General features: G+C 68.6%; 26 protein-coding genes, 1 tRNA gene and 1 pseudogene. 19 read left to right on the top strand and 9 right to left on the bottom strand.

Features of this window, described 5'->3' with window-relative positions:
* Positions 1-46: 46 nt before the first annotated feature.
* From clpS to AB0M63_RS34685, 7 genes are all read left to right on the top strand, one after another.
* Positions 47-364: an ATP-dependent Clp protease adapter ClpS gene (clpS, locus tag AB0M63_RS34715; RefSeq protein ID WP_355913267.1), complete on the top strand. Its 318-nt coding sequence runs from the start codon at positions 47-49 to the stop codon at positions 362-364.
* Between the two features lie 12 nt (positions 365-376).
* Positions 377-982, top strand: a complete 606-nt coding sequence (locus tag AB0M63_RS34710) for a DUF2017 domain-containing protein (RefSeq protein ID WP_355913270.1) — start codon at positions 377-379, stop codon at positions 980-982.
* 206 nt (positions 983-1,188) lie between these two features.
* A complete protein-coding gene (locus AB0M63_RS34705) occupies positions 1,189-2,616 on the top strand; it encodes an amino acid permease (protein ID WP_355913273.1) in 1,428 nt (475 codons plus the stop codon).
* A gap of 517 nt (positions 2,617-3,133) precedes the next feature.
* Positions 3,134-3,562: a M67 family metallopeptidase gene (locus AB0M63_RS34700; protein WP_355913279.1), complete on the top strand. Its 429-nt coding sequence runs from the start codon at positions 3,134-3,136 to the stop codon at positions 3,560-3,562.
* Between the two features lie 112 nt (positions 3,563-3,674).
* Positions 3,675-3,770: a putative leader peptide gene (locus tag AB0M63_RS34695; protein WP_019065921.1), complete on the top strand. Its 96-nt coding sequence runs from the start codon at positions 3,675-3,677 to the stop codon at positions 3,768-3,770.
* 99 nt (positions 3,771-3,869) lie between these two features.
* On the top strand, positions 3,870-4,148 hold the full coding sequence (locus AB0M63_RS34690; RefSeq protein WP_355913282.1) for a MoaD/ThiS family protein: 279 nt from the start codon (positions 3,870-3,872) through the stop codon (positions 4,146-4,148).
* A 6-nt stretch (positions 4,149-4,154) separates the two neighbouring features.
* The gene (locus AB0M63_RS34685) at positions 4,155-5,105 is read left to right on the top strand and encodes a cysteine synthase (protein WP_366022126.1); all 951 of its coding nucleotides are present in this window, start codon (positions 4,155-4,157) and stop codon (positions 5,103-5,105) included.
* Position 5,106: 1 nt separating this feature from the next.
* On the opposite strand, the gene AB0M63_RS34680 is transcribed toward AB0M63_RS34685, so the two are convergent.
* Positions 5,107-5,532, bottom strand: a complete 426-nt coding sequence (locus AB0M63_RS34680; protein ID WP_355913288.1) for a type II toxin-antitoxin system PemK/MazF family toxin — start codon at positions 5,530-5,532, stop codon at positions 5,107-5,109.
* Between the two features lie 215 nt (positions 5,533-5,747).
* Here AB0M63_RS34680 and AB0M63_RS34675 point away from each other — a divergent pair, with 215 nt between their 5' ends.
* On the top strand, positions 5,748-6,500 hold the full coding sequence (locus AB0M63_RS34675) for an MBL fold metallo-hydrolase (RefSeq protein WP_355913291.1): 753 nt from the start codon (positions 5,748-5,750) through the stop codon (positions 6,498-6,500).
* 87 nt (positions 6,501-6,587) lie between these two features.
* Here AB0M63_RS34675 and AB0M63_RS34670 read toward each other — a convergent pair whose 3' ends face one another.
* Both AB0M63_RS34670 and AB0M63_RS34665 read right to left on the bottom strand, forming a co-directional pair.
* The gene (locus AB0M63_RS34670; protein WP_366022125.1) at positions 6,588-7,838 is read right to left on the bottom strand and encodes a PTS transporter subunit EIIC; all 1,251 of its coding nucleotides are present in this window, start codon (positions 7,836-7,838) and stop codon (positions 6,588-6,590) included.
* Between the two features lie 192 nt (positions 7,839-8,030).
* Positions 8,031-9,323, bottom strand: a complete 1,293-nt coding sequence (locus AB0M63_RS34665; protein WP_355913297.1) for a PTS transporter subunit EIIC — start codon at positions 9,321-9,323, stop codon at positions 8,031-8,033.
* A 150-nt stretch (positions 9,324-9,473) separates the two neighbouring features.
* Here AB0M63_RS34665 and AB0M63_RS34660 point away from each other — a divergent pair, with 150 nt between their 5' ends.
* The 4 genes from AB0M63_RS34660 (at position 9,474) to rdgB (ending at position 11,735) form a co-directional block, all read left to right on the top strand.
* Entirely contained in the window at positions 9,474-9,707 is a 234-nt protein-coding gene (locus AB0M63_RS34660) for a glucose PTS transporter subunit EIIB (RefSeq protein WP_043679504.1), read from the top strand.
* 103 nt (positions 9,708-9,810) lie between these two features.
* Entirely contained in the window at positions 9,811-10,548 is a 738-nt protein-coding gene (gene rph / locus AB0M63_RS34655; RefSeq protein ID WP_355913301.1) for a ribonuclease PH, read from the top strand.
* Between the two features lie 145 nt (positions 10,549-10,693).
* On the top strand, positions 10,694-11,101 hold the full coding sequence (locus tag AB0M63_RS34650; RefSeq protein ID WP_355913304.1) for a hypothetical protein: 408 nt from the start codon (positions 10,694-10,696) through the stop codon (positions 11,099-11,101).
* Between the two features lie 31 nt (positions 11,102-11,132).
* A complete protein-coding gene (gene rdgB / locus AB0M63_RS34645) occupies positions 11,133-11,735 on the top strand; it encodes an RdgB/HAM1 family non-canonical purine NTP pyrophosphatase (RefSeq protein WP_355913307.1) in 603 nt (200 codons plus the stop codon).
* 42 nt (positions 11,736-11,777) lie between these two features.
* Here the strand turns inward: rdgB and AB0M63_RS34640 are convergent.
* From AB0M63_RS34640 to AB0M63_RS34630, 3 genes are all read right to left on the bottom strand, one after another.
* Positions 11,778-11,855: transfer RNA gene (locus AB0M63_RS34640), tRNA-Leu, on the bottom strand.
* 28 nt (positions 11,856-11,883) lie between these two features.
* A complete protein-coding gene (locus AB0M63_RS34635; protein WP_366022124.1) occupies positions 11,884-12,723 on the bottom strand; it encodes an HNH endonuclease signature motif containing protein in 840 nt (279 codons plus the stop codon).
* Positions 12,720-13,346 carry an HNH endonuclease signature motif containing protein gene (locus AB0M63_RS34630; protein ID WP_366022123.1) on the bottom strand — a complete coding sequence of 209 codons (627 nt, stop codon included), beginning with the start codon at positions 13,344-13,346 and terminating at the stop codon, positions 12,720-12,722. Before AB0M63_RS34630 ends, AB0M63_RS34635 begins: the two co-directional genes overlap by 4 nt.
* Positions 13,347-13,490: 144 nt before the next feature.
* Here AB0M63_RS34630 and AB0M63_RS34625 point away from each other — a divergent pair, with 144 nt between their 5' ends.
* Positions 13,491-14,015, top strand: a complete 525-nt coding sequence (locus tag AB0M63_RS34625) for a GNAT family N-acetyltransferase (protein WP_366022122.1) — start codon at positions 13,491-13,493, stop codon at positions 14,013-14,015.
* Positions 14,016-14,234: 219 nt separating this feature from the next.
* On the opposite strand, the gene bcp is transcribed toward AB0M63_RS34625, so the two are convergent.
* Positions 14,235-14,702, bottom strand: a complete 468-nt coding sequence (bcp, locus tag AB0M63_RS34620) for a thioredoxin-dependent thiol peroxidase (RefSeq protein ID WP_355913316.1) — start codon at positions 14,700-14,702, stop codon at positions 14,235-14,237.
* Between the two features lie 94 nt (positions 14,703-14,796).
* On the opposite strand from bcp, the gene AB0M63_RS34615 reads away from it, so the two are divergent.
* The gene (locus tag AB0M63_RS34615; protein WP_355913319.1) at positions 14,797-15,135 is read left to right on the top strand and encodes a DUF3618 domain-containing protein; all 339 of its coding nucleotides are present in this window, start codon (positions 14,797-14,799) and stop codon (positions 15,133-15,135) included.
* A 52-nt stretch (positions 15,136-15,187) separates the two neighbouring features.
* Positions 15,188-15,544 carry a co-chaperone GroES gene (locus AB0M63_RS34610; protein ID WP_026178110.1) on the top strand — a complete coding sequence of 119 codons (357 nt, stop codon included), beginning with the start codon at positions 15,188-15,190 and terminating at the stop codon, positions 15,542-15,544.
* Positions 15,545-15,603: 59 nt separating this feature from the next.
* Here the strand turns inward: AB0M63_RS34610 and AB0M63_RS34605 are convergent, their stop codons facing one another.
* Positions 15,604-18,027 carry a transglycosylase domain-containing protein gene (locus AB0M63_RS34605; RefSeq protein WP_366022121.1) on the bottom strand — a complete coding sequence of 808 codons (2,424 nt, stop codon included), beginning with the start codon at positions 18,025-18,027 and terminating at the stop codon, positions 15,604-15,606.
* Positions 18,028-18,249: 222 nt separating this feature from the next.
* On the opposite strand from AB0M63_RS34605, the gene AB0M63_RS34600 reads away from it, so the two are divergent.
* The 4 genes from AB0M63_RS34600 to AB0M63_RS34585 all read left to right on the top strand — a co-directional run bounded on the left by AB0M63_RS34600 (position 18,250) and on the right by AB0M63_RS34585 (position 21,786).
* Positions 18,250-19,050, top strand: coding sequence for an ABC-2 family transporter protein (locus tag AB0M63_RS34600; RefSeq protein ID WP_355913325.1), 801 nt, complete (start codon positions 18,250-18,252; stop codon positions 19,048-19,050).
* An 82-nt stretch (positions 19,051-19,132) separates the two neighbouring features.
* Positions 19,133-19,909: an ABC transporter permease gene (locus tag AB0M63_RS34595; RefSeq protein ID WP_366022205.1), complete on the top strand. Its 777-nt coding sequence runs from the start codon at positions 19,133-19,135 to the stop codon at positions 19,907-19,909.
* Between the two features lie 5 nt (positions 19,910-19,914).
* On the top strand, positions 19,915-20,907 hold the full coding sequence (locus AB0M63_RS34590; RefSeq protein ID WP_355913328.1) for an ABC transporter ATP-binding protein: 993 nt from the start codon (positions 19,915-19,917) through the stop codon (positions 20,905-20,907).
* Between the two features lie 33 nt (positions 20,908-20,940).
* Entirely contained in the window at positions 20,941-21,786 is an 846-nt protein-coding gene (locus AB0M63_RS34585; protein ID WP_366022120.1) for a DUF1707 domain-containing protein, read from the top strand.
* Positions 21,787-21,811: 25 nt separating this feature from the next.
* Here the strand turns inward: AB0M63_RS34585 and AB0M63_RS34580 are convergent.
* Positions 21,812-21,961: pseudogene (locus AB0M63_RS34580) on the bottom strand (SGNH/GDSL hydrolase family protein); the annotation flags it as partial.
* Positions 21,962-21,967 lie beyond the last annotated feature (6 nt).

Genomic DNA, 21,967 nt, shown 5'->3' with positions numbered 1-21,967 from the left:
CGATTTGTGGGGTCCGTTTGTGCGGGGACCCCCTTCTGGTGGCAGCATGGGCGATGTGACGTCACCCGCACCCCTGGAGATCGAACGCACCGAGTCGGCGGAGGAGGTCTTCGCCGTACCCGAGCCCGACGTCCCCTGGGTCACGATCGTGCACAACGACCCGGTCAACCTGATGAGCTATGTGACGTACGTCTTCCAGACGTACTTCGGCTACTCCAAGGACAAGGCCACCAAGCTCATGAAGGACGTCCACCACAAGGGCCGCGCGGTCGTCTCCAGCGGAAGCCGCGAGGAGATGGAACGCGACGTGCAGGCCATGCACGGCTACGGTCTGTGGGCCACCCTCCAGCAGGACCGGAAGTAGCGACACATCCCGATGCCAGGACACTTCGAACCGCTCCGCGGCGGCGGTGCCGCCGTCGCCCTCGACGACGTCGAGATCTCCATCATCCGGTCGCTGGCCGTCCAGCTCCTGGAGCTGATCGGCCCGGGCCCGGGCGAGGACGCCCCCGGCGACCCGCTCGCCGAACTCTTCGCCGAGGGCCCGAGCGAACCGCCCGCCGACCCGGTGCTCAGGCGCCTGTTCCCGGACGCCTACACCGACCCGGAGCAGGCCCCGGACTCCCCGCAGGACGCCGAGGAGAAGCTGGCGCACTCCGCGGAGTTCCGCCGCTTCACCGAGAACGACCTCAGGGCCGGCAAGCGCGAGAACGCCCTCGCGGTGGTCCGCACCCTGGACTCGCTGACCCCCAGCGGCGACGGCGGCGCGGTCCTCAAGCTGACCGCCGAGGAGTCCCGGCAGTGGCTCGGCTCCCTCAACGACCTGCGCCTGGCGATCGGTTCACGCCTCGACATCACCGACGAGGACGACACCGACGACCTCTACCGGCTCCCGGACGAGGACCCGCGCAAGCCGATGGTGATGGCGTACCTCTGGCTGGGCGGCCTCCAGGAGACCCTCGTCGCCACGCTGACGCAGTGACGGGCAGGCGTTCCGTGTTTGCTCAGCGGACGCTCAAATCCGGATAACGATCACGTCACCGCGACGGCCGGTTATGCCGATCCCGGCCGCTCTTTGTCCGCTTCTTCCTGTGGTGTGTGCCACAAACGCCCACGTCGATCACCGAAGTGACCGTGATAGATCTTCACGACCGCACACGGGGGGATTCGGCGAAAGGCACATCACACATGACCTCCGCTCAGGTCGAAGAGACGGACAAGACCCCCGAAGAGGGGTACGAGCGCGGGCTCGGCAGCCGCCAGGTCCAGATGATCGCGATCGGCGGCGCCGTCGGCGTCGGCCTCTTCCTGGGAGCCGGGGCGAACATCGCCAAGGCCGGCCCCAGCCTCATCCTCATGTACGCCCTCGCCGGCGTGATCATCTTCTTCATCATGCGGGCACTGGGCGAACTGCTCCTGTACCGCCCGGTCTCCGGCTCCTTCGCGGAGTACTCCCGGGAATTCCTCGGCCCGTTCTTCGGCTACTTCACCGCCTGGACGTACTGGCTGATGTGGGTGGTCACCGGCATGGCCGAACTCACGGCCGCCGCCATCTACGTCAACTACTGGTTCCCGTCGGTCCCGCAGTGGACCACGGCCCTGGTCTTCCTCGTCGTGCTCTTCGTGGCCAACCTGATCTCGGTGAAGCTGTTCGGCGAGATCGAGTTCTGGTTCTCGATGGTCAAGGTCACCGCCCTCATCGGCATGATCGTGATCGGCCTCGGCGTGCTCACCTTCGGTTTCAGCTCGGCCGGTGACACCGCCTCCGTCGCCAACCTCTGGCAGTTCGACGGCTTCTTCCCCAAGGGCATCGGCTCCTCCCTGATGACCCTCCAGGGCGTCATGTTCGCCTACCTCGCCGTCGAGCTGGTCGGCGTCACCGCGGGCGAGTCCGAGGACCCCGAGAAGACCCTCCCCAAGGCGATCAACACCCTGCCCTGGCGCATCGCCCTCTTCTACGTCGGCGCTCTCTCCGTCATCCTCTGCGTCGTCAAGTGGACCGAATTCGCCCCGGGCGTCAGCCCGTTCGTCGAGGCCTTCGCCAAGATCGGCATCCCGGCGGGCGCCGGCATCGTCAACTTCGTGGTGCTCACCGCGGCCCTCTCCTCCTGCAACTCCGGCATGTACTCCACCGGCCGCATGCTGCGCACCCTGGCCGACAACGGCGAGGCCCCGAAGGCCTTCAGCCGCCTCTCCGCCTCGAAGACCCCGGCCCTCGGCATCACCATCTCCGTCGCCTTCATGGGCATCGGCGTGGTCCTCAACTACGTCGTCCCGGAGAAGGCCTTCGGCTACGTCACCTCAGTGGCCACCGCCGCCGGCATCTGGACCTGGCTGATGATCCTGATCAGCCACGTCCTCTACCGCCGCGCGGTCGACGCGGGCCGCCTCCCGGCCTCGTCCTTCCCGGCCCCCGGCGGCGCGAAGTGCTCCTACGTGGCCATCGCCTTCCTGCTCTTCGTCACCGGCCTCATCGCCTACGACGCCGACTCCCGCGTCTGCCTCTACGTCATGGCCGGCTGGGCCTTCGCCCTGTGGATCGGCTGGCTGGTCCTCAAGTCCCGCAACCCGCAGGTCACCGAGCGCCGCGAACCGGCATACGCGAAAGTCCGCTGACCGGCTGGACCGGCTGGATCGGCTGGATCGGCTGGACCGGCCGGATCGACCGGACCCACCGGATCGACCGGGCCGGCCGGACCTGCCGGACCTGCCGGTCCGACCGGTCCGACCGGACCTGCCGGACCTGCCGGGCCCACCGGACCGGCCGGGTCGACCGGACCTGCCGGATCGACCGGACCCGCCGGGCCGACCGGGCCCACCGGACCCGCCGGGCCCACCGGACCCGCCGGATCGACCGGACCCACCGGGCCCGCCGGGCCGACCGGGCCGACCGGACCCGCCGGGCCCACCGGACCCGCCAGACCCACCGGATCGACCGGACCCGCCGGACCCGCCGGGCCCACCGGACCCGCCAGACCCACCGGATCGACCGGACCCACCGGGCCGACCGGGCCGACCGGGCCGACCGGGCCGACCGGGCCGACCGGGCCGACCGGGCCGACCGATCCCGGCATATGGGCCGCCCCGTACCACCACTCGGTACGCGGCGGCCCTTCTGCTTATCCTGACGACCATGCCGACGCTGACCATCACTCAGGCCCTCTTCGACCAGATCGTCGCCCACGCGCGCGCGGACCACCCCGACGAGGCGTGCGGGGTCGTCGCGGGCCCGGTGGGGGAGGGCCGCCCCGAGCGCTTCATCCCGATGCTGAACGCGGCCCGCTCGCCCACGTTCTACGAGTTCGACTCGCAGGACCTGCTGAAGCTCTACCGCGAGATGGACGACCGCGACGAGGAGCCGGTGATCATCTACCACTCCCACACCGCGACCGAGGCCTACCCCTCCCGCACCGACCTCTCCTACGCCAACGAGCCCGGCGCCCACTACGTCCTGGTCTCCACCGCCGACACGGACGAGGCCGGCCCCTTCCAGTTCCGCTCCTACCGGATCGTCGAGGGCGAGGTCACGGAGGAGGAGGTCAAGGTGGTGGAGGCGTACTGATCCCGACCTCATCCCGCCCCGATCCCGGCCTGATCTCGTACTGCGGATGAAATCGGTCCGAAGTGTGAGATCACATACCGAGGACCGGACAGGGAATCGATACGATGAGCCCATGGTTCTTCTCGACGTGAGCGACAAGGCGCCGGGCACGCTGCTCGTGGCGCGGCTGCACGTCGACCTGTGCAGGCTGAACAGCGCCATCTGTTGACAGCGCGCTGTCGCCGTACGGCCCGTGCGCCGCGGCAAGCAGACGTGTGCCCACCGACACCAGACGACCCCTCCCGCTTTCCGACAGGAGCCCCCTGCCATGGCCATCGAGGTCCGCATCCCCACCATCCTCCGCACCTATACCGGCGGCGAGAAGGCCGTCGAGGGTGCCGGTGAGAACCTCGCCGCGCTCTTCGCCGACCTCGAAACCCGGCACGCGGGCATCCAGGCCCGCATCGTGGACGGCGGCGAGCTGCGCCGCTTCGTCAACGTGTACCTGAACGACGAGGACGTCCGCTTCCTCGACGGCATCAACACCAAGCTGACCGACGGCGACAACGTCACGATCCTGCCGGCCGTCGCCGGCGGTATGGCCTGATCGTCGATGCGTTACGACTCCCCGCTGGCCGCGGTGGGCAACACCCCTCTGGTGCGCCTGCCGCGGCTCTCGCCGTCCACCGACGTCCGCATCTGGGCCAAGCTGGAGGACCGCAACCCGACCGGCTCGGTCAAGGACCGCCCCGCCCTGCACATGATCGAACAGGCGGAGAAGGCCGGCCGGCTCACCCCCGGCTGCACCATCCTGGAGCCGACCTCGGGCAACACCGGCATCTCCCTCGCGATGGCGGCGAAGCTCAAGGGCTACCGCATGGTCTGCGTGATGCCCGAGAACACCTCGCAGGAACGCCGTGAACTGCTCGGCATGTGGGGCGCGGAGATCATCCCCAGTCCTGCGGCGGGCGGCTCCAACACGGCCGTACGCGTGGCCAAGGAACTCTCCGCCGAGCACCCCGACTGGGTGATGCTCTACCAGTACGGCAACCCGGACAACGCGGGCGCCCACTACGCCACCACCGGCCCGGAGATCCTCGCCGACCTCCCCTCCATCACCCACTTCGTCGCGGGCCTCGGCACCACCGGCACCCTGATGGGCGTCGGCCGCTACCTCCGCGAGCAGAAGCCGGACGTCAGGATCGTCGCCGCCGAACCGCGCTACGACGACCTGGTCTACGGCCTCCGCAACCTCGACGAGGGCTTCGTCCCCGAGCTGTACGACGCCTCCGTCCTCACCACCCGCTTCTCGGTCGGCTCGGCCGACGCGGTCACCCGCACCCGCGAACTCCTCCAGCAGGAGGGCATTTTCGCCGGCGTCTCCACCGGCGCGGCCCTGCACGCGGCGATCGGCGTGGGCAAGAAGGCCGTAGCGGCGGGGGAGACCGCGGACATCGCGTTCGTCGTGGCCGACGGCGGCTGGAAGTACCTGTCGACCGGCGTGTACACGGCGGCGACGACAGAGGAAGCGATCAAGACCCTGCAGGGTCAGCTCTGGGCGTGACTCAACGGGTGAGGTGCCGGACCTGGTCCCACAGGACCGGGTCCGCGACACCCACCCGCCGCCGGAACGCGGCGACCGGCACCGAGCGCAGCTCGGCCGTCTCCAGATAGCTCGCCCGGCCCCGGGCGTCCCCCACCGAGCCCGGGGGCAGCGCGATCACCCCGCCCCGCTCGTCGTGGTACTTGCTGGTGATCTTCGCGACCGTCGCCGTCCGCCCCCGCACCGTGAGCACCAGACACGGCCGGTCCTTCGCCACCCCCGGCCGGTCCTCGAAGGGCACGTTCGCCCACCAGATCTCGGCGGCCCGCGGCCGGTCCCCCCGCACCTTCCGGGCCGGCCGGCGCCCTCGCCCCCACCCGTCGACGAGCGTGGCGATCAGCGCCAGCAACATCACCACCGCGAGCGCGAGCCACCAGAACCTGTCCATGCGGACGACGGTACCGGCGCGCAAACCCAGCCGCGCGCCCTCTCGCAGACCCCACGCGCCCCGGTTCCAGCCGAACCGGTGACACCACAGGTGAGTTCCCCCACAACAGCCCTTGGCGGAGGAGCGACCGGCCCTTTTGCGCCTTACGCTCGACGGACCGCACGACCCCCGTCCCTCAACTCCAGAAGTAATCCGCCAGCGGAGGTTTCTGCTTTATGAAGCTCACCGTCGTCGGCTGCTCGGGGTCGTTCCCGTCCGCGGAATCGGCCTGTTCGAGCTACCTCGTAGAGGCCGACGGCTTCCGGCTGCTCCTCGACATGGGCAACGGCGCCCTGGGCGAGCTGCAGCGCCACTGCGGTCTCTACGACCTCGACGCGATCTTCCTCAGCCATCTGCACGCCGACCACTGCATCGACATGTGCGCGTACTTCGTCGCGCGCTACTACCGCCACGACGGCGGTCGCTGCGACCCCATCCCGGTCTACGGCCCCGAGGGCACCGAACACCGCCTCACCACGGCCTACGCCGACACCCCCACCGCCTCCTCCATGAGCGAGGTCTTCGACTTCCACACGGTGAAGCCGTCCACGTTCGACATCGGCCCCTTCACCGTGCACACCGAGCGGGTCCGCCACCCCGTCGAGGCGTACGGCATCCGCGTCGAGCACGGCGGCCGGTCCCTCACCTACTCCGGTGACACGGGCGTCAGCGAGTCCCTCGACGAACTCGCCCGGGACACCGACCTGTTCCTCTGCGAGGCCGCGTTCACCCACGGCAAGGAGAACATCCCCGACCTCCACCTCAACGGCCGCGAGGCGGGCGAGACGGCGACCAGGGCGGGCGTCAGGCGACTGGTCCTGACCCACATCCCCCCGTGGACCGACCCCCAGGCCAACCTGGCCGACGCGCGCGAGGTCTTCGCGGGGCCGGTGGAACTGGCGGCGCCGAGGGCGGCGTACGAGATCTAGCCGTCGTACGAGATCTGGCCGTACACACGCACGCGAAGGCCCCGGCACCTCTTCGGTGCCGGGGCCTTCGTCATCGCCGTACGAGGATCACGCCTTGGTGAGGTCCTCGACCTCCTCGTCGGGCTCGCGGCCCGGAGTGGGGAGGTTCCACTTGATGATCGCGAAGCGGAAGACGAAGTAGTAGACCGCGCCGAAGACCAGACCGATCGGGATGATCAGCCACGGCTTGGTGGCCAGGTTCCAGTTGAGCGCGTAGTCGATGAAGCCGGCCGAGAACGTGAAGCCCGCGTGGACGCCGAGCGACCAGGTGATCGCCATCGACAGGGCGGTCAGCACCGCGTGGATCGCGTACAGCAGCGGCGCGATGAACATGAACGAGAACTCGATCGGCTCGGTCACACCGGTCACGAAGGAGGTCAGCGCGAGCGAGATCATCATGCCGGTCACGGCCTTGCGGCGCTCGGGACGGGCGGTGTGCGCCATGGCGAGCGCGGCGGCCGGGAGGCCGAACATCATGATGGGGAAGAAGCCCGACATGAACTGACCGGCGGTCGGGTCATGGGCGAAGAAGCGGGTCAGGTCGCCGTGCACGACGGCGCCGCTGGCGTCCTTGAAGTCGCCGATCTGGAACCAGGCCACGGAGTTGACGAACTGGTGCATGCCGACCGGGAGCAGCCCACGGTTGATCAGACCGAACAGAGCGGCACCGAAGGCACCGAGACCGGTGATCCACTCGCCGAAGTTCGAGATGCCCTCACCGATCGGCTTCCAGACCAGGCCGAAGAAGACACCCATGAGCGTGCCGACGAAGGCCATGATGATCGGCACCAGCCGGCGGCCGTTGAAGAAGCCGAGCCAGTCGACGAGCTTGGTCCGGTGGAACTTCTGCCACAGCACCGCGGAGAGCAGACCCATGATGATGCCGCCGAGGACACCGGGGTTGTTGTAGGTCGCGGCCACGTCCGCGCCCTTCATGATCTTCGCGTCGGTGACCGGGAACGCCTTGAGCACATTGCTGTAGACGAGGAAGCCGACAAGCGCCGCGAGGGCGGTGGAGCCGTCGGCCTTCTTGGCGAAGCCGATCGCGACACCTATGCAGAACAGCAGCGGCAGATTGTCGAAGATCGCGCCACCGGCGGTGGCGAAGACCGCCGTCACCTTGTCCGGCAGGTTCAGCTTGTCGTGGATGTCGGTCTGCCCGAACCGGAGCAGGATGCCCGCCGCCGGAAGCACAGCGATCGGCAGCTGTAGGCTGCGACCGATCTTCTGCAGGCCCTGGAACAGGCCGGATCCCCACTTCTTCGTGGGGGCCGCCGTTGGCGCGGTGGCGGTGCTCATAGACTTCCTCCATCGGGTGGTGGTCTACACCACTCAGTGGTGTAGACCTGTTGTAGCAGATGAAGTCCGCATAAAGGAACCCGCGAATCCTGCGACCGCAGCGCTACGCGCCGTACATGGCCGCGCATACGGCGACCGGCACGCCAAAGGGCCCCCGGACCAGTGGTCCGAGGGCCCAACTCCCCAGTGCTGTCAGGCTTTTGTGACGTCCTCGTGCTCCTCCTCCGGCTCCCGCCCCGGAGTCTTCAGATCGAACTTGGTGATCGCGAAGCGGAAGACGACGTAGTACACCGCCGCGAAACACAGCCCGATCGGAATGATCGCCCACGGTTTCGTCGCCAGGTTCCAGTTGATCGCGTAGTCGATCAGACCCGCCGAGAAACTGAACCCGTCATGTACCCCGAGCCCCCAGGTCACCGCCATCGACACCCCCGTGAGCACCGCGTGGACCGCGTACAGGAGGGGCGCGATGAACAGGAACGAGTACTCGATGGGCTCGGTGATACCCGTGACGAAAGAGGTCAGCGCCACCGAGAGCATCAGACCGCCGACCTCCTTGCGACGGCTCGGCTTCGCGCAGTGTGCGATCGCGAGCGCCGCCGCCGGCAGCGCGAACATCATGATCGGGAAGAAGCCCGAGGTGAACTGCCCCGCGTTCGGGTCGCCCGCCAGGAACATGTTGATGTCACCGTGCACCACCGTCCCGTCCGGCTTGGTGTAGCTGCCGAACTGGAACCAGATGGGCACGTTCAGGAACTGATGCAGCCCTACGACCAGTAGCGCCCGGTTGGCCAGACCGAACACCCCGGCGCCCCACGCACCCCGGTCGCTCAGCCAGTTGCTGAAGTGCTCAAGGCCGCTGCCGATCGGCGGCCAGATCCACAGACACACCGCCGCGACCGCGATCGCCACGAACGCCATGATGATCGGCACCAGCCGCCGCCCGTTGAAGAACCCGAGCCAGTCCACCAGCTTCGTCCGGTGGAACCGCGCCCAGAAGAACGCGGCCAGCAGCCCCAGCACGATCCCGCCGAACACCCCGGGATTCTGGTACGTGAACGCCGAGACCGAGTGATCGGCGGCCTGGCACCCGATCCCGGGCACCACGGTCGTGCCGCCCGTGCAGTCCTTGGGGAACTGGCGCAACACGTTGTAGTAGACGAGGAAGCCGGTGAGCGCGGCCAGTGCCGTCGACCCGTCCGACTTCTTCGCCATCCCGATCGCGACGCCCACACAGAACAGCAGGGGCAGCCCGAGCTGCCCGTCGAGCAGCGCGCCGCCCGCACCCGCCATCACCTTGGAGACATTGGTCCACCCCAGCCCGTCGTCCCCGAACACGTCCGGCTGGCCGAGCCGGTTGAGGATGCCGGCGGCCGGCAGTACGGCGATGGGGAGTTGAAGACTGCGGCCCATCTTCTGCAGTCCCTGGAACACCTTGTTCCAGGAGATGCGCCCGGGACCGGCGGCGGCACTGTCGGCACTCATGGACGCCCCTCGGTAATGTGGTGTAGACCAGTTGGTGACGCGATCACTCAACATCATTCGACACGTGGGACATGACCGCTCGCGAAGCTGGGCCAACTGTGGGTTACTGCGACAAAGCGGTTCATATCAGGGACTTCAGGGAGAAACGACATGGCCACCAAGGCTGAGAAGATCGTTGCCGGGCTGGGCGGCATCGACAACATCGAAGAGGTCGAGGGCTGCATCACCCGCCTGCGCACCGAGGTCCACGACCCCTCCAAGGTCGACGAGGCCGCCCTGAAGGCCGCCGGCGCCCACGGCGTCGTCAAGATGGGCACCGCCATCCAGGTCGTCATCGGCACGGACGCCGACCCGATCGCGGCAGACATCGAAGACATGATGTGAACACCGCAGTTCACCTCTGAGGTTCACTTCCGAGGCTCGCTCCTGAGGGGCTCCTCCCACCGCGGGAGGAGCCCCTTCGCCGTCTACGACTAGGCTCTTCGCCATGTCTCGCATCGACGGCCGAACCCCCGAACAGCTCCGCCCCGTCACCATCGAACGCGGCTGGAGCAAGCACGCCGAGGGCTCCGTCCTCGTCTCCTTCGGCGACACCAAAGTCTTCTGCACCGCCTCCGTCACCGAAGGCGTCCCCCGCTGGCGCAAGGGCAGCGGCGAGGGCTGGGTCACCGCGGAGTACTCCATGCTGCCCCGCGCCACCAACACCCGCGGCGACCGCGAATCCGTACGCGGCAAGATCGGCGGCCGCACCCACGAGATCAGCCGCCTCATCGGCCGCTCGCTGCGCGCCGTCATCGACTACAAGGCCCTCGGCGAGAACACCATCGTCCTCGACTGCGACGTCCTCCAGGCCGACGGCGGCACCCGCACCGCGGCCATCACCGGCGCGTACGTCGCGCTGGCGGACGCCGTGGCCTGGGCCCAGGGCAAGAAACTGATCAAGGCCGGCCGCCAGCCCCTCACCGGCACGGTCTCGGCGGTCTCGGTCGGCATCGTCGGCGGAGTCCCCCTCCTCGACCTCTGCTACGAGGAAGACGTCCGCGCCGAGACCGACATGAACGTCGTCTGCACCGGCGACGGCCGCTTCGTCGAGGTCCAGGGCACCGCCGAGGCCGAACCCTTCGCCCGCGACGAGCTGGGCGCACTCCTCGACCTCGCCGTCGCCGGCTGCGGCGAGCTGACCGCCGTACAGCTAAAGGCACTTGAGGCGGCACTGGAGAAGTAGGAGACTCGGCCGGTCGAGTAAAGGGCGTACCAAGAGGAGCGGGCTGCGGGGGCAACCCGGCAGCCCGCACCCGCGTCCTTACGCATACGGAACGGAAACGGGGAGTGGCCGCGGAAGCCCACCCCCCACGGGGAGGAACCGAACCATGGCCAGCGCAAGCCGACGCAGTCGTCGTCGCCGTATCGCCGCAGCCGCCACCATGGCGGTGATCGGCCTCACGGCCGGACTCGCCACCGGCTGCGACGCCGTGGACAAGGCCATCGACTGCGTCCAGACCGCCGACACCATCGCCGACAGCGTCACCGGCCTCCAACAGGCCGTGGAGAACGCGGCCGACGACCCCACCCAGACCGACCAGTCCCTCAACTCCATCGAGAAGGACCTCGACAAGATCGGCGACAAGACCGACAACACCGACGTGAACAAGGCCGTCGACGACCTCCGCCAAGCCGTCGACAACGTCCGTACGGCCGTCAAGAACGGCGACAACACCCCCGATATCAGCCCCGTCACGGACGCGGCCGGCGAACTGACGAAGGTCTGCACGTCATAGGCGCGGGGCGGACGTTGGAATACTGGACGCCATGACACGCCTGATCCTCGCCACCCGCAACGCCGGGAAAATCACCGAACTGCGGTCGATCCTCGCCGACGCCGGCCTGCCCCACGACCTCGTCGGCGCGGAGTCCTACCCCGACATCCCCGACGTCAAGGAAACAGGCATCACCTTCGCCGAGAACGCCCTGCTGAAGGCCCACGCCCTCGCCCAGGCAACCGGCCTCCCGGCCGTCGCCGACGACTCGGGCCTCTGCGTCGACGTCCTCAACGGAGCCCCCGGCATCTTCTCCGCCCGCTGGGCGGGCACCCACGGCGACGACAAGGCCAACCTCGACCTGCTGCTGGCCCAGTTGTCGGACATCGCGGACGAGCACAGGGGAGCCCACTTCGCCTGCGCCGCAGCCCTCGCCCTCCCGGACGGCACGGAGCGGGTGGTCGAGGGGCAACTGCGGGGGGTGCTGCGGCACGCTCCGGTGGGCACGAACGGCTTCGGCTACGACCCGATTCTGCAGCCGGAGGGCGAGACGCGGACCTGCGCGGAACTCACGGCGGAGGAGAAGAACGCGATCAGCCATCGGGGGAAGGCGTTTCGGGGGTTGGTGCCGGTGGTTCGGGAGTTGTTGGGGTGAGACGACGGAGGGCGCGCTCCGTCGCCGGTGGCGCGCCCTTCGTGGTGGGCCCGGTGGGACTCGAACCCACGACACACCGGACCTAAACCGGCGCCCTCTAGCCTGCTGGGGTACGGGCCCGCAGCGCCACCAACTCTACTGTGCGCCGCTACGAGGGCGTACGCGGAGATCGATTCGAGAAGGTCTTCGTCTGACTGTGGCAGGAGGGGCACAGGTACCGCAGGTTCTCTCTCCGGTTGTCCAGCCGGTCCCCGTTGATGTGGTCGATCTCCAGGACGAGCCGCCTGCCCTGCCATACGTCCCCGACACCGCAGACCTCACAGAGGTGCGGGACGCCGAGGTCGTCGAGTGCCCGGCGCAGTCGCACCGTCTTGGTGCGGGAGGACCCCGCCTCCAGTCTCACGAGGATCTGGGACGCGGACTTGCGGTCCTTGCCGGGAACGCCACGGCGGTGCCCCTGGCCGACGAAATGACTGGTCGACAGGTCGTGGGCCGCCAAGCTTCGCTTGAGGCGCTCCCGAGCCGCTCCGTTGTCGACTATGCCGAGCGCCTTCAGGACACCCGCAATACTCTGGGAGGATGCTATGGCAGGCGCGAGTCGGTCGCGGGGCAGGATTCCCGGGCCGTATCCACGGCCGCTGGTGAAGTGGGAGGTGTCGATCCCGAACCGGTCCAGTTTCCTGCGGATATGGCCGTACGGGCTGTCGCGCGGTTCGAGGCCCATGTACTGCACCATCTCGCGGATGCTGAACGAACAGGCCGCGGCCTCCTGTAGAAGCTCTTTCGAGTAACTTCGCCGCTCTCGTTCGGGTATCGGCTCGTCGACGAAATGCGAGGTGTCGATCCCGTAGTGCGCGAGTCTGCCGCGCAGGTAGTTGCGTGGAGCGCTGCCCATGGGAGCGTCCAGTCTGCGCATAAGGTCGACCAGGCTCGTGGAGACGACTGCGGTACGGGCGAGCAGGTCGTTCGTGTACGTCGGGGAACTCATCCCAGGGCCCTTCGCCTGCGACCCCGGTAAGTGTCGGTCACCGCATGGCAGTTGGGGCACAGCAACCGGAGGTTCTCCTGGCGGTTGTCCCACCAGTCGCCGCTGATGTGGTCCACCTCAAGCCGGAGCGGCAGACCGTTCCGCTCCGGTCCTGTACCGCACATCGTGCAGCGTTCCTTGATGCCGGTGCTCAGCAGCGCTCGGCGCAGTCGGTCTCCCGGCACTCTGCCGTCCGCTGCGGACCGAAGCGAGAGAGTGTCCCCGAGCGAACCTTTGGGGCGCCCTCGTCTTACGGCCACGAAATGGCTCGTGTCGATTCCGAGAGCGGCGATACGGCGACTGATGTGGGTCTGATTACCGCCGACCTGGCTGATACCGAGGTGACGTACGACGTCCTTGGTGCTGGTCGACATCGCCACGGCCGCCCGTAGCCGTTCTTCGGTGTGGCGAACCTGGTTCGTCATGAAATGGGAGATGTCGATATCCGCCTTCGCCATCTTCTGGCGTAGGTAACGCCTGCTGCCAGGAGTGGGATCACCTCCGCACCATCGAACCGCGTCATCGATGTGCTTCGTGCGGTGAGCCGCCTCTTCCAGTAACTGACGGGTGTACCTGGCAGCCATGTTCCCCTCCGATCTCGACCACCCGTTCGTGGCCTCGCACGGAAAAACGAATCGCCTATCAGCCGGTCACGCCAAGTCGATATGCTGCTGATCACACAGCGAGCCTCTCGGAGTCGGCCCCTTGCCAGCCCGGGAGGCTTTTTCATGACCTCATTCATGGCAGTGCACGTACGACCAGCCACCCCCGCCGACCGCCCCACCATCGAACGCCTCTGGCTGATGTTCCGGCATGACCTGTCCGAGTTCGGGACGGGTGGGCAGTCTGAACTACCCAACCCCGACGGCACGTTCCGCAGCGAGCGGCTGGACGCCGCCTTCGGGGACCCGGGTGACTGGGCCCCGTATCTCTTCACGAGCGGGGAGCGGCCCGTCGGGTTCGCGTTCGTGCGGGGGCTCAGCGGGCCCACTCGCGTGCTCAACAGCTTCTTCGTCGTGCGCGGGGCGCGGCGGGCCGGGGTCGGGCTGCGGGCCGTCCGGGAGGTCGTGCGGCGGTGTCCGGGGGACTGGGAGGTCGCTTTTCAGGACGCCAATCCGGGGGCCGTTCGGTTCTGGCGGCGGGTGGGGGAGGAGCTTGCTCCGGGGGAGTGGGGCGAGGAGCGCAGGCCGGTGCCGGGGCGGGCCGACCTGCCTCCCGATGTGTGGATCTCGTTCAGCTGCGGGGGCTGCTAGGGCCTGCCCGGCGGATCATGCCGCAGACGCGGGGCCTGGCACGCGCGTCTGCGGCGTTGTCGTCGGTTGCCAACTCCCCCACGCTCGAACAACCTCGCGCGGGGGGACCCCCATCGCGTTGACGCCCTCCTCCGCCTTGCAGCCGCACGCACCAGGCCCCGCTCTCCGGCGCTGATCAGGCGCCGTCGCTTCCCTGCGACCTGATCCGCCGGACAGGCCCTAGATGCCCAGGTCCTTGATGATCTTCGCCACATGGCCCGTCGCCCGCACGTTGTACAGCGCGTGTTCGACCTTGCCGGACTCGTCCACGATGATCGTGGAGCGGATCACGCCCATGTAGGTCTTGCCGTAGTTCTTCTTCTCGCCGAAGGCCGCGTACGCGTCGAGGACCTGCTTGTCGGGGTCCGCGAGGAGGGTGACCTTGAGGTTCTCCTTCTCGCGGAACTTGGCGAGCTTCTCCGGCTGGTCGGGGGAGATACCGATGACGTCGTAGCCGGCGCCCGCCAGCACCTCCAGGTTGTCCGTGAAGTCGCAGGCCTGCTTGGTGCAGCCGGGGGTCAGGGCCGCGGGGTAGAAGTAGACGATGACCTTGCGGCCCTTGTGGTCGGCGAGGGACACCTTGTTGCCGTCGGCGTCGGGGAGCGTGAAGGCGGGGGCAACGTCCCCGGGCTGGAGTCGTTCACTCATCGCGCTAGCGTAACCGGGGGTCCTGACAGTGCACTCCGCCCAAGAGCTGACAGACTGTCCGGCACAAGTACCAGCAGACTTCGGAGGCCGTACGGTGGCGGACACGTCGAACACGCCGGACACCAGAACCCCGGCGCAGATCGAGGCGGACATCAAGCGTCGCCGCGATGTCCTGGCCGACACGCTCGACGAGATCGGGGTGCGGGTGCACCCGAAGACCATCGTGGGCGACGCGAAGGCCAAGGTCGCGTCCAACATCGACCACACCCTCGGCAGGGCGTACGTCGGTGTCAACCGGGTCGTGAGTGACGTCAAGGGTCAGTTCGTGGACGAGGAGGGCGCGCCGAGGGTGGAGCGGATCGTGCCGGTCGCTCTCGTCGCCGTCGGGGTCGTGGGGCTGATCTTCCTGGGCTCCCGGCGCCGTAAGCACTGAAGTCATGAGCCCGACCGCGTACGGACAGGTCCAAGGCAGGTAGGTTCGTGGCGTGAGCGCCAAGAGAGACGAGCAGAGCACCCAGCACGACAAGCTGCCCATCCGGATGCTGCACGACCGTGTGCTCGTGCGGCAGGACAAGAGCGAGGGCGAGCGGCGTTCGGGTGGCGGGATCCTGATTCCGGCGACGGCTGCCGTGGGGCGCCGGCTGGCCTGGGCGGATGTCGTGGCGGTGGGGCAGAACGTGCGGACCGTGGAGCCCGGCGACCGGGTTCTCTACGACCCCGAGGACCGTGCCGAGGTCGAGGTGCGGGGGATCGCCTACGTCCTCATGCGTGAGCGTGATCTGCACGCGGTGGCCGCGGACCGGTTCGAGGGGTCCGAGGACTCGACCGGCCTGTATCTGTAGTACCAACCCTGAAGGGGCCGGTGACCATGGTCACCGGCCCCTTCAGCCTTCTCCGCCGGTCACTCCTTCTTTCGTGCCGTGCTCTGCGGTCCGGCCGTCGTCCCCCCGGTCGTCGTGCCGCCGGTGGTGCCGTCCGTCGTGGTCCCCGTCGTGCCGCCGTTCGTCGTCGTGCCGTCCGTCGTCGTCCCCGTCGTGCCGCCCGTGGTGGTCGTGCCGCCGTCGGTCGTCGTGCCGCCCGTGGTCGTGGTGCCCGTGGTGCCGCCGGTCGTCGTGGTGCCGCCGTCGGTGGTGGTCGTACCGCCGTTGGTGGTGCCGCCGTCCGTCGTGCCGCCCTGGGTCTGGCCCTGGTCGCCCTGGCCGCCGGTGGTGGTCGTACCGCCGTTGTCCTGGCCGTTCGTGGCCGACGGCTGGGAGGGGGTGAGGCTCGGGGGTGCGACCGTCTCGGCGCCGTCCTGGAGCTGGAGGTCGAAGTCGTTCGCCGCGGTGCCCTTGAGGGCGGCCTTGGTGAACTGGGCCCAGATCTCGGCGGGTGCGCCGCCGCCGTTGACACGTTCGAGGCCCATCGCGCCGTAGAGCGGTTCGTGGGCGGCGGTGGTCGGGTTCTGGCCCATGACGGAGACGACGGTGGCGAGGTCGGGGGTGTAGCCCGCGAACCAGGCCGCCGTGTCCTTCTCCGCCGTGCCGGTCTTGCCGGCCGCCGGGCGGTCGGCGCCCTGCGCGGCGGTCGCCGTGCCGTTGTCGACGACGCTCTCCAGGACGTTGGTGGTGGTGTCGGCGGCCTCGCGGCTCACCGCGCGCGTGGTCTTCTGGGCCGGCAGCTTGATGTCGTCGGTGCCGTCCTTGGTGACCTTGGAGATCAGGGTGTACGTGTGCCGCTCGCCGTGGTTGGCGAGGGTGGCGTACGCCTCCGCCATGTCGAGGACGCTCGCGGTGGACGGGCCGAGCGCGATGGACGGGGTGGCGGTCAGGTCGGGGGTGTCGGCGGGGATGCCGAGGTCGATCGCGGTCTGCTTGATCTTCGCGGGGCCGACGTCCACGGCCATCTGCGCGTACACCGAGTTGACGGACTTGTCGGTGGCCGTACGGACGGTGATGTCGCCGTAGGAGACGCCATCCTCGTTCTCGGGGGCGTACGAGCCGCCGCTCCAGCCTTCCACGGGGCGCTTGTCGGTGCCGTCGTAGTAGGTGTTGGGGGTGATGGTCTGGCCGTCCTGGGTCTGCGAGCCGTTCTGGATCGCGGAGGCGAGGACGAACGGCTTGAAGGTGGAGCCGACCTGGAAGTCGCCGCGGGTGGCGCCGTTCGTGTACTGCTTCACGTAGTCGATGCCGCCGTACATCGCGACGATCTGGCCGGTCTTGGGGTCGACCGAAGCGCCGCCCGCGCGCACGTAGTTGTCGACCTTGCGGTTCTTCTTGTCGAGCTTGGACATCACCTGGTCGTTCACCGCCTTCACGAAGGCGTCCTGCTTGCTCTTCTGCAGGGTGGTGGTGATGCGGTAGCCGCCGGCTTCGAGGGTGTCGGCGTCGATGATCTTGTTGGTGGCGAGGTAGTCCTTGATCGCGCTGACGATGTAACCGCGCTGCCCGGACATGCTCGTCGAGGCCGTGGCCTCCTTCGGCATCGGGAACTTCATGCCGGTGCGCTCGGCCTGGGTGAGCCAGTGCTTCTTGACCATGCCGTCGAGGACGTAGTTCCAACGGGCCACCGCCGCGGCCTTGTTCTCCGGGTGCGCCACGACGTCGTACTCGCTCGGCGCGTTCAGCAGCGCGGCGAGGTAGGCGCCGCGGCCGGCGTCGAGGTCGGTCGCGTCCTTGCCGTAGTAGGCCTGGGCGGCGGCCTGGATGCCGTAGGCGTTGCGGCCGAAGTAGCTGGTGTTGAGGTAGCCCGACAGGATCTCGGACTTGGACTCCGTGCGGTCCAGCTTGATCGAGATGAAGAACTCCTTCACCTTGCGGGTGACGGTCTGTTCCTGGCCCAGGTAGTAGTTCTTGACGTACTGCTGGGTGATCGTGGAGCCGGACTGGGTGCCCTTGCCGGTGGCGGTGTTCCACGCGGCGCGGATCATCGCCTTCGGGTCGACGGCGGACTCGGAGAAGAAGTCCCGGTCCTCGGCGGCCAGTACGGCGTGCTGGGCGTCCGCGGACACCTGGTCGAGGCCGACGTTCTCGCGGTTGACGTCGCCGTCGCGGGCGAGTTGGGTGCCGTCCGCGTACAGGTAGACGTTGGACTGCTTGGTCGCGAGCGCGTTGGCGGGCGGGATCTTGACCATCGAGTAGCCGAGGTAGAACGCGCCGATCAGCAGCGCGACCAGGGTGACGACCCCGGCGAGCGTCATGCGCCAAGTAGGGATGATCCGGCGCCATCCGGTGCGCTTGGGCCGCTTGGGCTTCTTGCCGCCGGGCGCCTCGGGTGCGGCGGCCGCTTCCGGCTCTCTCGGTGCCCAGCCCTGGTCGGGCTGCTGCGGCTGCGGCTGGTCGCTCATGTGGTGCACGGACTCCTGTTTCGCGTCGTACGGTCGCGTACGGCCTCGTACGTTCCTGTACGGCCTTGTGCGCTTCTGCGCCCCCAGACGAAGACTCTCGCACCATGCGTTCCGTTCCCGCCGATCGGCACGCACTTGCCCGGAAAATGCGTGGCGTGCGTCACCACCTGCCGATTAGGCTCCTGCGCTTCGGTGTCCGGGCGCGGTGGAGGGTGGTTTCTGGTGGGTGCTGGGCGGTTGTACGCGGCCGTCGCGGCGGGGGGTTTCAGACGGTACGCGACGTATCGGGCGGCGACGCTCGCCGGTGTGTTCACCAATACCGTGTTCGGGGTGGTCCTCGTCTACACGTATCTGGCGCTGTGGGACGAGCGGCCGCATCTCGGGGGCTACGACCAGGCGCAGGCGGTGACGTACGTCTGGCTGGGGCAGTGCCTGTACGCGACGCTGGCGATCCAGGGCGGCGGGTTCGAGAAGGACCTGATGGAGCGCATCCGCACGGGCGACATCGCCGTCGACCTGTACCGCCCGGCCGACCTCCAACTGTGGTGGCTGGCAAGCGACTTCGGCCGGTCCCTGTTCCAACTGCTGGGGCGCGGAGTGATCCCGTTCACGTTCGGTGCCCTGTTCTTCCCGATGGCACTGCCCACGGATGTCGGCTCCTGGGCGGCGCTCCTGGTGGCGGTGCTCCTGGCGATGCTCGTCAGCTTCGGCATCCGCTATCTGGCGGCCCTGAGCGTGTTCTGGCTGCTGGACGGCACGGGCGTCAACCAGGCCATGATGATCCTGGGGATCTTCTGCTCGGGCATGGTGCTCCCGCTGAACGCCTTCCCGGGCGCGCTCGGCGATGTCGTACGGGCCCTGCCGTGGGCGGCGCTGATCCAGCTCCCGGCGGATGTGCTGATGGGGAAGACCGATCCGCTGCACGCGTACGTCTTCCAGGCGACCTGGGCGGTGGCGCTGCTCGCGGTGGGGCGGATGCTTCAGTCGGCGGCAACGCGGAGGGTGGTGGTCCAGGGTGGCTGAGACGACCCGAAGGAGTGAGGGGGCGTCGCCCCGGCGCGACGGTGAACTGCCCCGCTGGCGTGAGGGGTTGCGTGCCTACGGGATGATCGCCGGGATGTGGATGCGGTCGAGCATGGCCTACCGCACCTCCTTCGTCATCACGGTGGTCGGCAATCTCCTGATCACCGGCATGGACTTCGCCACCATCCTGCTGATGTTCTCGCAGGTCCACTCGCTCGGCGGCTGGTCGCTGCCCGAAGTCGCCTTCCTGTACGGCCTGTCGGCGACCGCGTTCGGGATCTCCGACCTGGTGCTCGGCTCGATGGACGTGCTCGGCGCCCGGATCCGCGACGGTTCCTTCGACACGCTGCTGGTGCGCCCGGCGCCGGTGCTGGCCCAGATCGGCGCGGACCGCTTCGCACTGCGCCGGCTCGGCCGGATCACCCAGGGCGGCATCGTGCTCGGGTACGCGCTGCTCCACGTCGACGTCCAATGGACCGCCGGGAAGCTGCTGTTGGTGCCGGTGATGCTGGTGTGCGGTGCGGTGATCTTCGGGGCGTTGTTCGTGGCGGGCGCGGCCTTCCAGATCCTGGCGCAGGACGCGGCCGAGGTGCAGAACGCGTTCACCTACGGCGGCAACACCCTGCTGTCGTATCCACCGGCCGTGTTCGGCAAGGACTTCGTGCGGGGCGTGACCTTCATGCTGCCGCTCGCCTTCGTCAACTGGGTGCCCGCGTCCTATGTGTTGGGGCGGCCGTACCCGCTGGACCTGCCGGAGTGGTCGGCGTTCGCGTCGCCGCTGGTGGCGTTCGCCTGCTGTGCGCTGGCCGGGCTGGCCTGGCGGGCGGGGCTCAAGTCGTATCGAAGCACTGGGAGTTGAGGGTTGTGGACGAGAACTTCATTCAACTCGACCGCGTCGAGAAGGTCTTCGACGTGCGCAAGAGGACCGGGTTCATGAAACGGGAGCGACGGCAGGTGCGGGCCGTCGACTCGATCTCCTTCGGCGTGGCCCGCGGGGAGATGGTCGGCTACATCGGTCCGAACGGCGCCGGGAAGTCGACCACCATCAAGATGCTGACCGGCATCCTCACCCCGTCCGGGGGCCGGTTGCGGGTGGCCGGCATCGACCCGTCCCGCGAGCGCACCCGCCTCGCGCACCGCATCGGCGTGGTGTTCGGGCAGCGGACGACCCTGTGGTGGGACCTTCCGCTGATCGACTCGTACAAGCTGATGCACCGCATGTACCGCATCCCGGCGGCCCGTTACGCCGAGAATCTCGACCGCTGTGTCGAACTCCTCGAACTGGGCGCCCTGTTGGACGTCCCCGTCCGCCAGCTCTCGCTCGGCCAGCGGATGCGCGGCGACATCGCGGCGGCCCTGCTGCACGACCCCGAGGTGCTCTACCTCGACGAGCCGACCATCGGCCTGGACGTCATCTCCAAGGCCAAAGTGCGCTCCTTCCTGCGGGAGTTGAACGCCGAGCGGGCCACCACGGTCCTCCTCACCACCCACGACCTCCAGGACATCGAGCAGTTGTGCTCCCGCGTGATGGTCATCGACCACGGACGCCTGATGTACGACGGTCCGCTCACCGGACTGCACGAGGCGGGGGAGAGTGAGCGGACCCTGGTGGTGGACCTGGAGCGGGAGTTGCCCCCGATCGAGGTGCCGGACGCGCGGGTGGTGAAGGTGGAGGGCCCACGGCAGTGGCTGGCCTTCCCGGCCTCGGCTTCGGCGGCTCCGCTGGTCGCGCGGATCGCGGCGGAGTACCCGATGGTGGACCTGTCGGTGCGGGAGCCGGACATCGAGGCGGTCATCGCGAAGATGTACGCCGAACAAGCCGAGCAAGCCGAGCAGGCGGAGAAAGCGGTCTCGTAGCCGTCCGTTGAGGGACCTCGTAGGCTGCTCCGTATGACCGACGACGCAGTCCCGGAGCTCCGCGCATCCGACGCCGACCGTGAGCGGGTCGCCGAGGTCCTGCGGGACGCCCTCGCGGAGGGCCGCCTCGACATGGAGGAGTTCGAGGAGCGGCTGGAGGCGACGTACAAGGCGCGGACGTACGGCGAACTGACGCCCATCACCCGGGACCTGCCGGCCGCCGGAGTCGCCCCGCCGCCGGTGAACATGGTCAAGGAGCCGGTGGAGAGCGGGAGTTGGGCCGCGCGGATCGTCGGGGGCGAGGGATCCTCGACCGGTGGCGTGGCCATCCTGTCCGGGTTCCAGCGCAAGGGGCGCTGGACGGTCCCGAAGCGGTTCACCTGCTTCAGCTTCTTGGGCGGCGGCGAGATCGACCTGCGCGAGGCGAACTTCGCGGACCGCGAGGTCGAGATCAACTGCATTGCGATCATGGGCGGTGTGGAGGTGACCGTGCCGCCGGGCGTCGAGGTCGTCGTCCGCGGCATCGGCGTCATGGGCGCGTTCGACCACAGCCAGGAGGGCGTCCCAGGTGACCCCGGCGCCCCGCGCGTGATCATCACGGGCTTCGCCTTCTGGGGCGGAGTCGGCGTGGAACGCAAACTCCCCCGGGCGGAACGCCAGCGCCTCAAGGAGGAGCGGCGCCGCCAGAAACTGGAGGGCGGCTCCCCGGCCAGGGAGCTCTACGGCTCCCACCGCGACGCCTTGGACGAGCACCGCGAGGCGATGGACGAGTACCGCGATGCGATCCGGCGCCGGCACGAGGAGCGCCGGGAGCGCCACGAGGAGCGGCGCGAGCGGCACCGGGACCGCCGGGAGCGCAGGCACCGGGACTGGGACTGACGGCACCCTTCCAAGCGGGACCGGCTCACAACTGCGCGGGGACCGCGCCCTTGAGGTCGCCCAGGTCGATGGTGCGGGCCATCTTGCGATACCCCCGGTCGTTGGGGTGGAGGTGGTCGGCGCGGTCGTACTCGGGGGCGAGCCTGCGCGGGGTGTACGGGTTGCGCAGCGCCTTGAGGAG

Source organism: Streptomyces sp. NPDC051576 (genome assembly GCF_040681835.1).
GTDB lineage: Bacteria > Actinomycetota > Actinomycetes > Streptomycetales > Streptomycetaceae > Streptomyces.
The sequence above is the reverse complement of the archived record's forward strand: the minus strand, read 5'-3'. Positions and strand labels throughout refer to the sequence as shown.

Coding starts and splice junctions, on each gene's coding strand:
- clpS (WP_355913267.1), top strand. CDS start 47: ATGGGCGATGTGACGTCACCCGCACCCCTGGAGATCGAACGCACCGAG.
- AB0M63_RS34710 (WP_355913270.1), top strand. CDS start 377: ATGCCAGGACACTTCGAACCGCTCCGCGGCGGCGGTGCCGCCGTCGCC.
- AB0M63_RS34705 (WP_355913273.1), top strand. CDS start 1,189: ATGACCTCCGCTCAGGTCGAAGAGACGGACAAGACCCCCGAAGAGGGG.
- AB0M63_RS34700 (WP_355913279.1), top strand. CDS start 3,134: ATGCCGACGCTGACCATCACTCAGGCCCTCTTCGACCAGATCGTCGCC.
- AB0M63_RS34695 (WP_019065921.1), top strand. CDS start 3,675: ATGGTTCTTCTCGACGTGAGCGACAAGGCGCCGGGCACGCTGCTCGTG.
- AB0M63_RS34690 (WP_355913282.1), top strand. CDS start 3,870: ATGGCCATCGAGGTCCGCATCCCCACCATCCTCCGCACCTATACCGGC.
- AB0M63_RS34685 (WP_366022126.1), top strand. CDS start 4,155: ATGCGTTACGACTCCCCGCTGGCCGCGGTGGGCAACACCCCTCTGGTG.
- AB0M63_RS34680 (WP_355913288.1), bottom strand. CDS start 5,532: ATGGACAGGTTCTGGTGGCTCGCGCTCGCGGTGGTGATGTTGCTGGCG.
- AB0M63_RS34675 (WP_355913291.1), top strand. CDS start 5,748: ATGAAGCTCACCGTCGTCGGCTGCTCGGGGTCGTTCCCGTCCGCGGAA.
- AB0M63_RS34670 (WP_366022125.1), bottom strand. CDS start 7,838: ATGAGCACCGCCACCGCGCCAACGGCGGCCCCCACGAAGAAGTGGGGA.
- AB0M63_RS34665 (WP_355913297.1), bottom strand. CDS start 9,323: ATGAGTGCCGACAGTGCCGCCGCCGGTCCCGGGCGCATCTCCTGGAAC.
- AB0M63_RS34660 (WP_043679504.1), top strand. CDS start 9,474: ATGGCCACCAAGGCTGAGAAGATCGTTGCCGGGCTGGGCGGCATCGAC.
- rph (WP_355913301.1), top strand. CDS start 9,811: ATGTCTCGCATCGACGGCCGAACCCCCGAACAGCTCCGCCCCGTCACC.
- AB0M63_RS34650 (WP_355913304.1), top strand. CDS start 10,694: ATGGCCAGCGCAAGCCGACGCAGTCGTCGTCGCCGTATCGCCGCAGCC.
- rdgB (WP_355913307.1), top strand. CDS start 11,133: ATGACACGCCTGATCCTCGCCACCCGCAACGCCGGGAAAATCACCGAA.
- AB0M63_RS34635 (WP_366022124.1), bottom strand. CDS start 12,723: ATGAGTTCCCCGACGTACACGAACGACCTGCTCGCCCGTACCGCAGTC.
- AB0M63_RS34630 (WP_366022123.1), bottom strand. CDS start 13,346: ATGGCTGCCAGGTACACCCGTCAGTTACTGGAAGAGGCGGCTCACCGC.
- AB0M63_RS34625 (WP_366022122.1), top strand. CDS start 13,491: ATGACCTCATTCATGGCAGTGCACGTACGACCAGCCACCCCCGCCGAC.
- bcp (WP_355913316.1), bottom strand. CDS start 14,702: ATGAGTGAACGACTCCAGCCCGGGGACGTTGCCCCCGCCTTCACGCTC.
- AB0M63_RS34605 (WP_366022121.1), bottom strand. CDS start 18,027: ATGAGCGACCAGCCGCAGCCGCAGCAGCCCGACCAGGGCTGGGCACCG.
- AB0M63_RS34595 (WP_366022205.1), top strand. CDS start 19,133: ATGATCGCCGGGATGTGGATGCGGTCGAGCATGGCCTACCGCACCTCC.
- AB0M63_RS34585 (WP_366022120.1), top strand. CDS start 20,941: ATGACCGACGACGCAGTCCCGGAGCTCCGCGCATCCGACGCCGACCGT.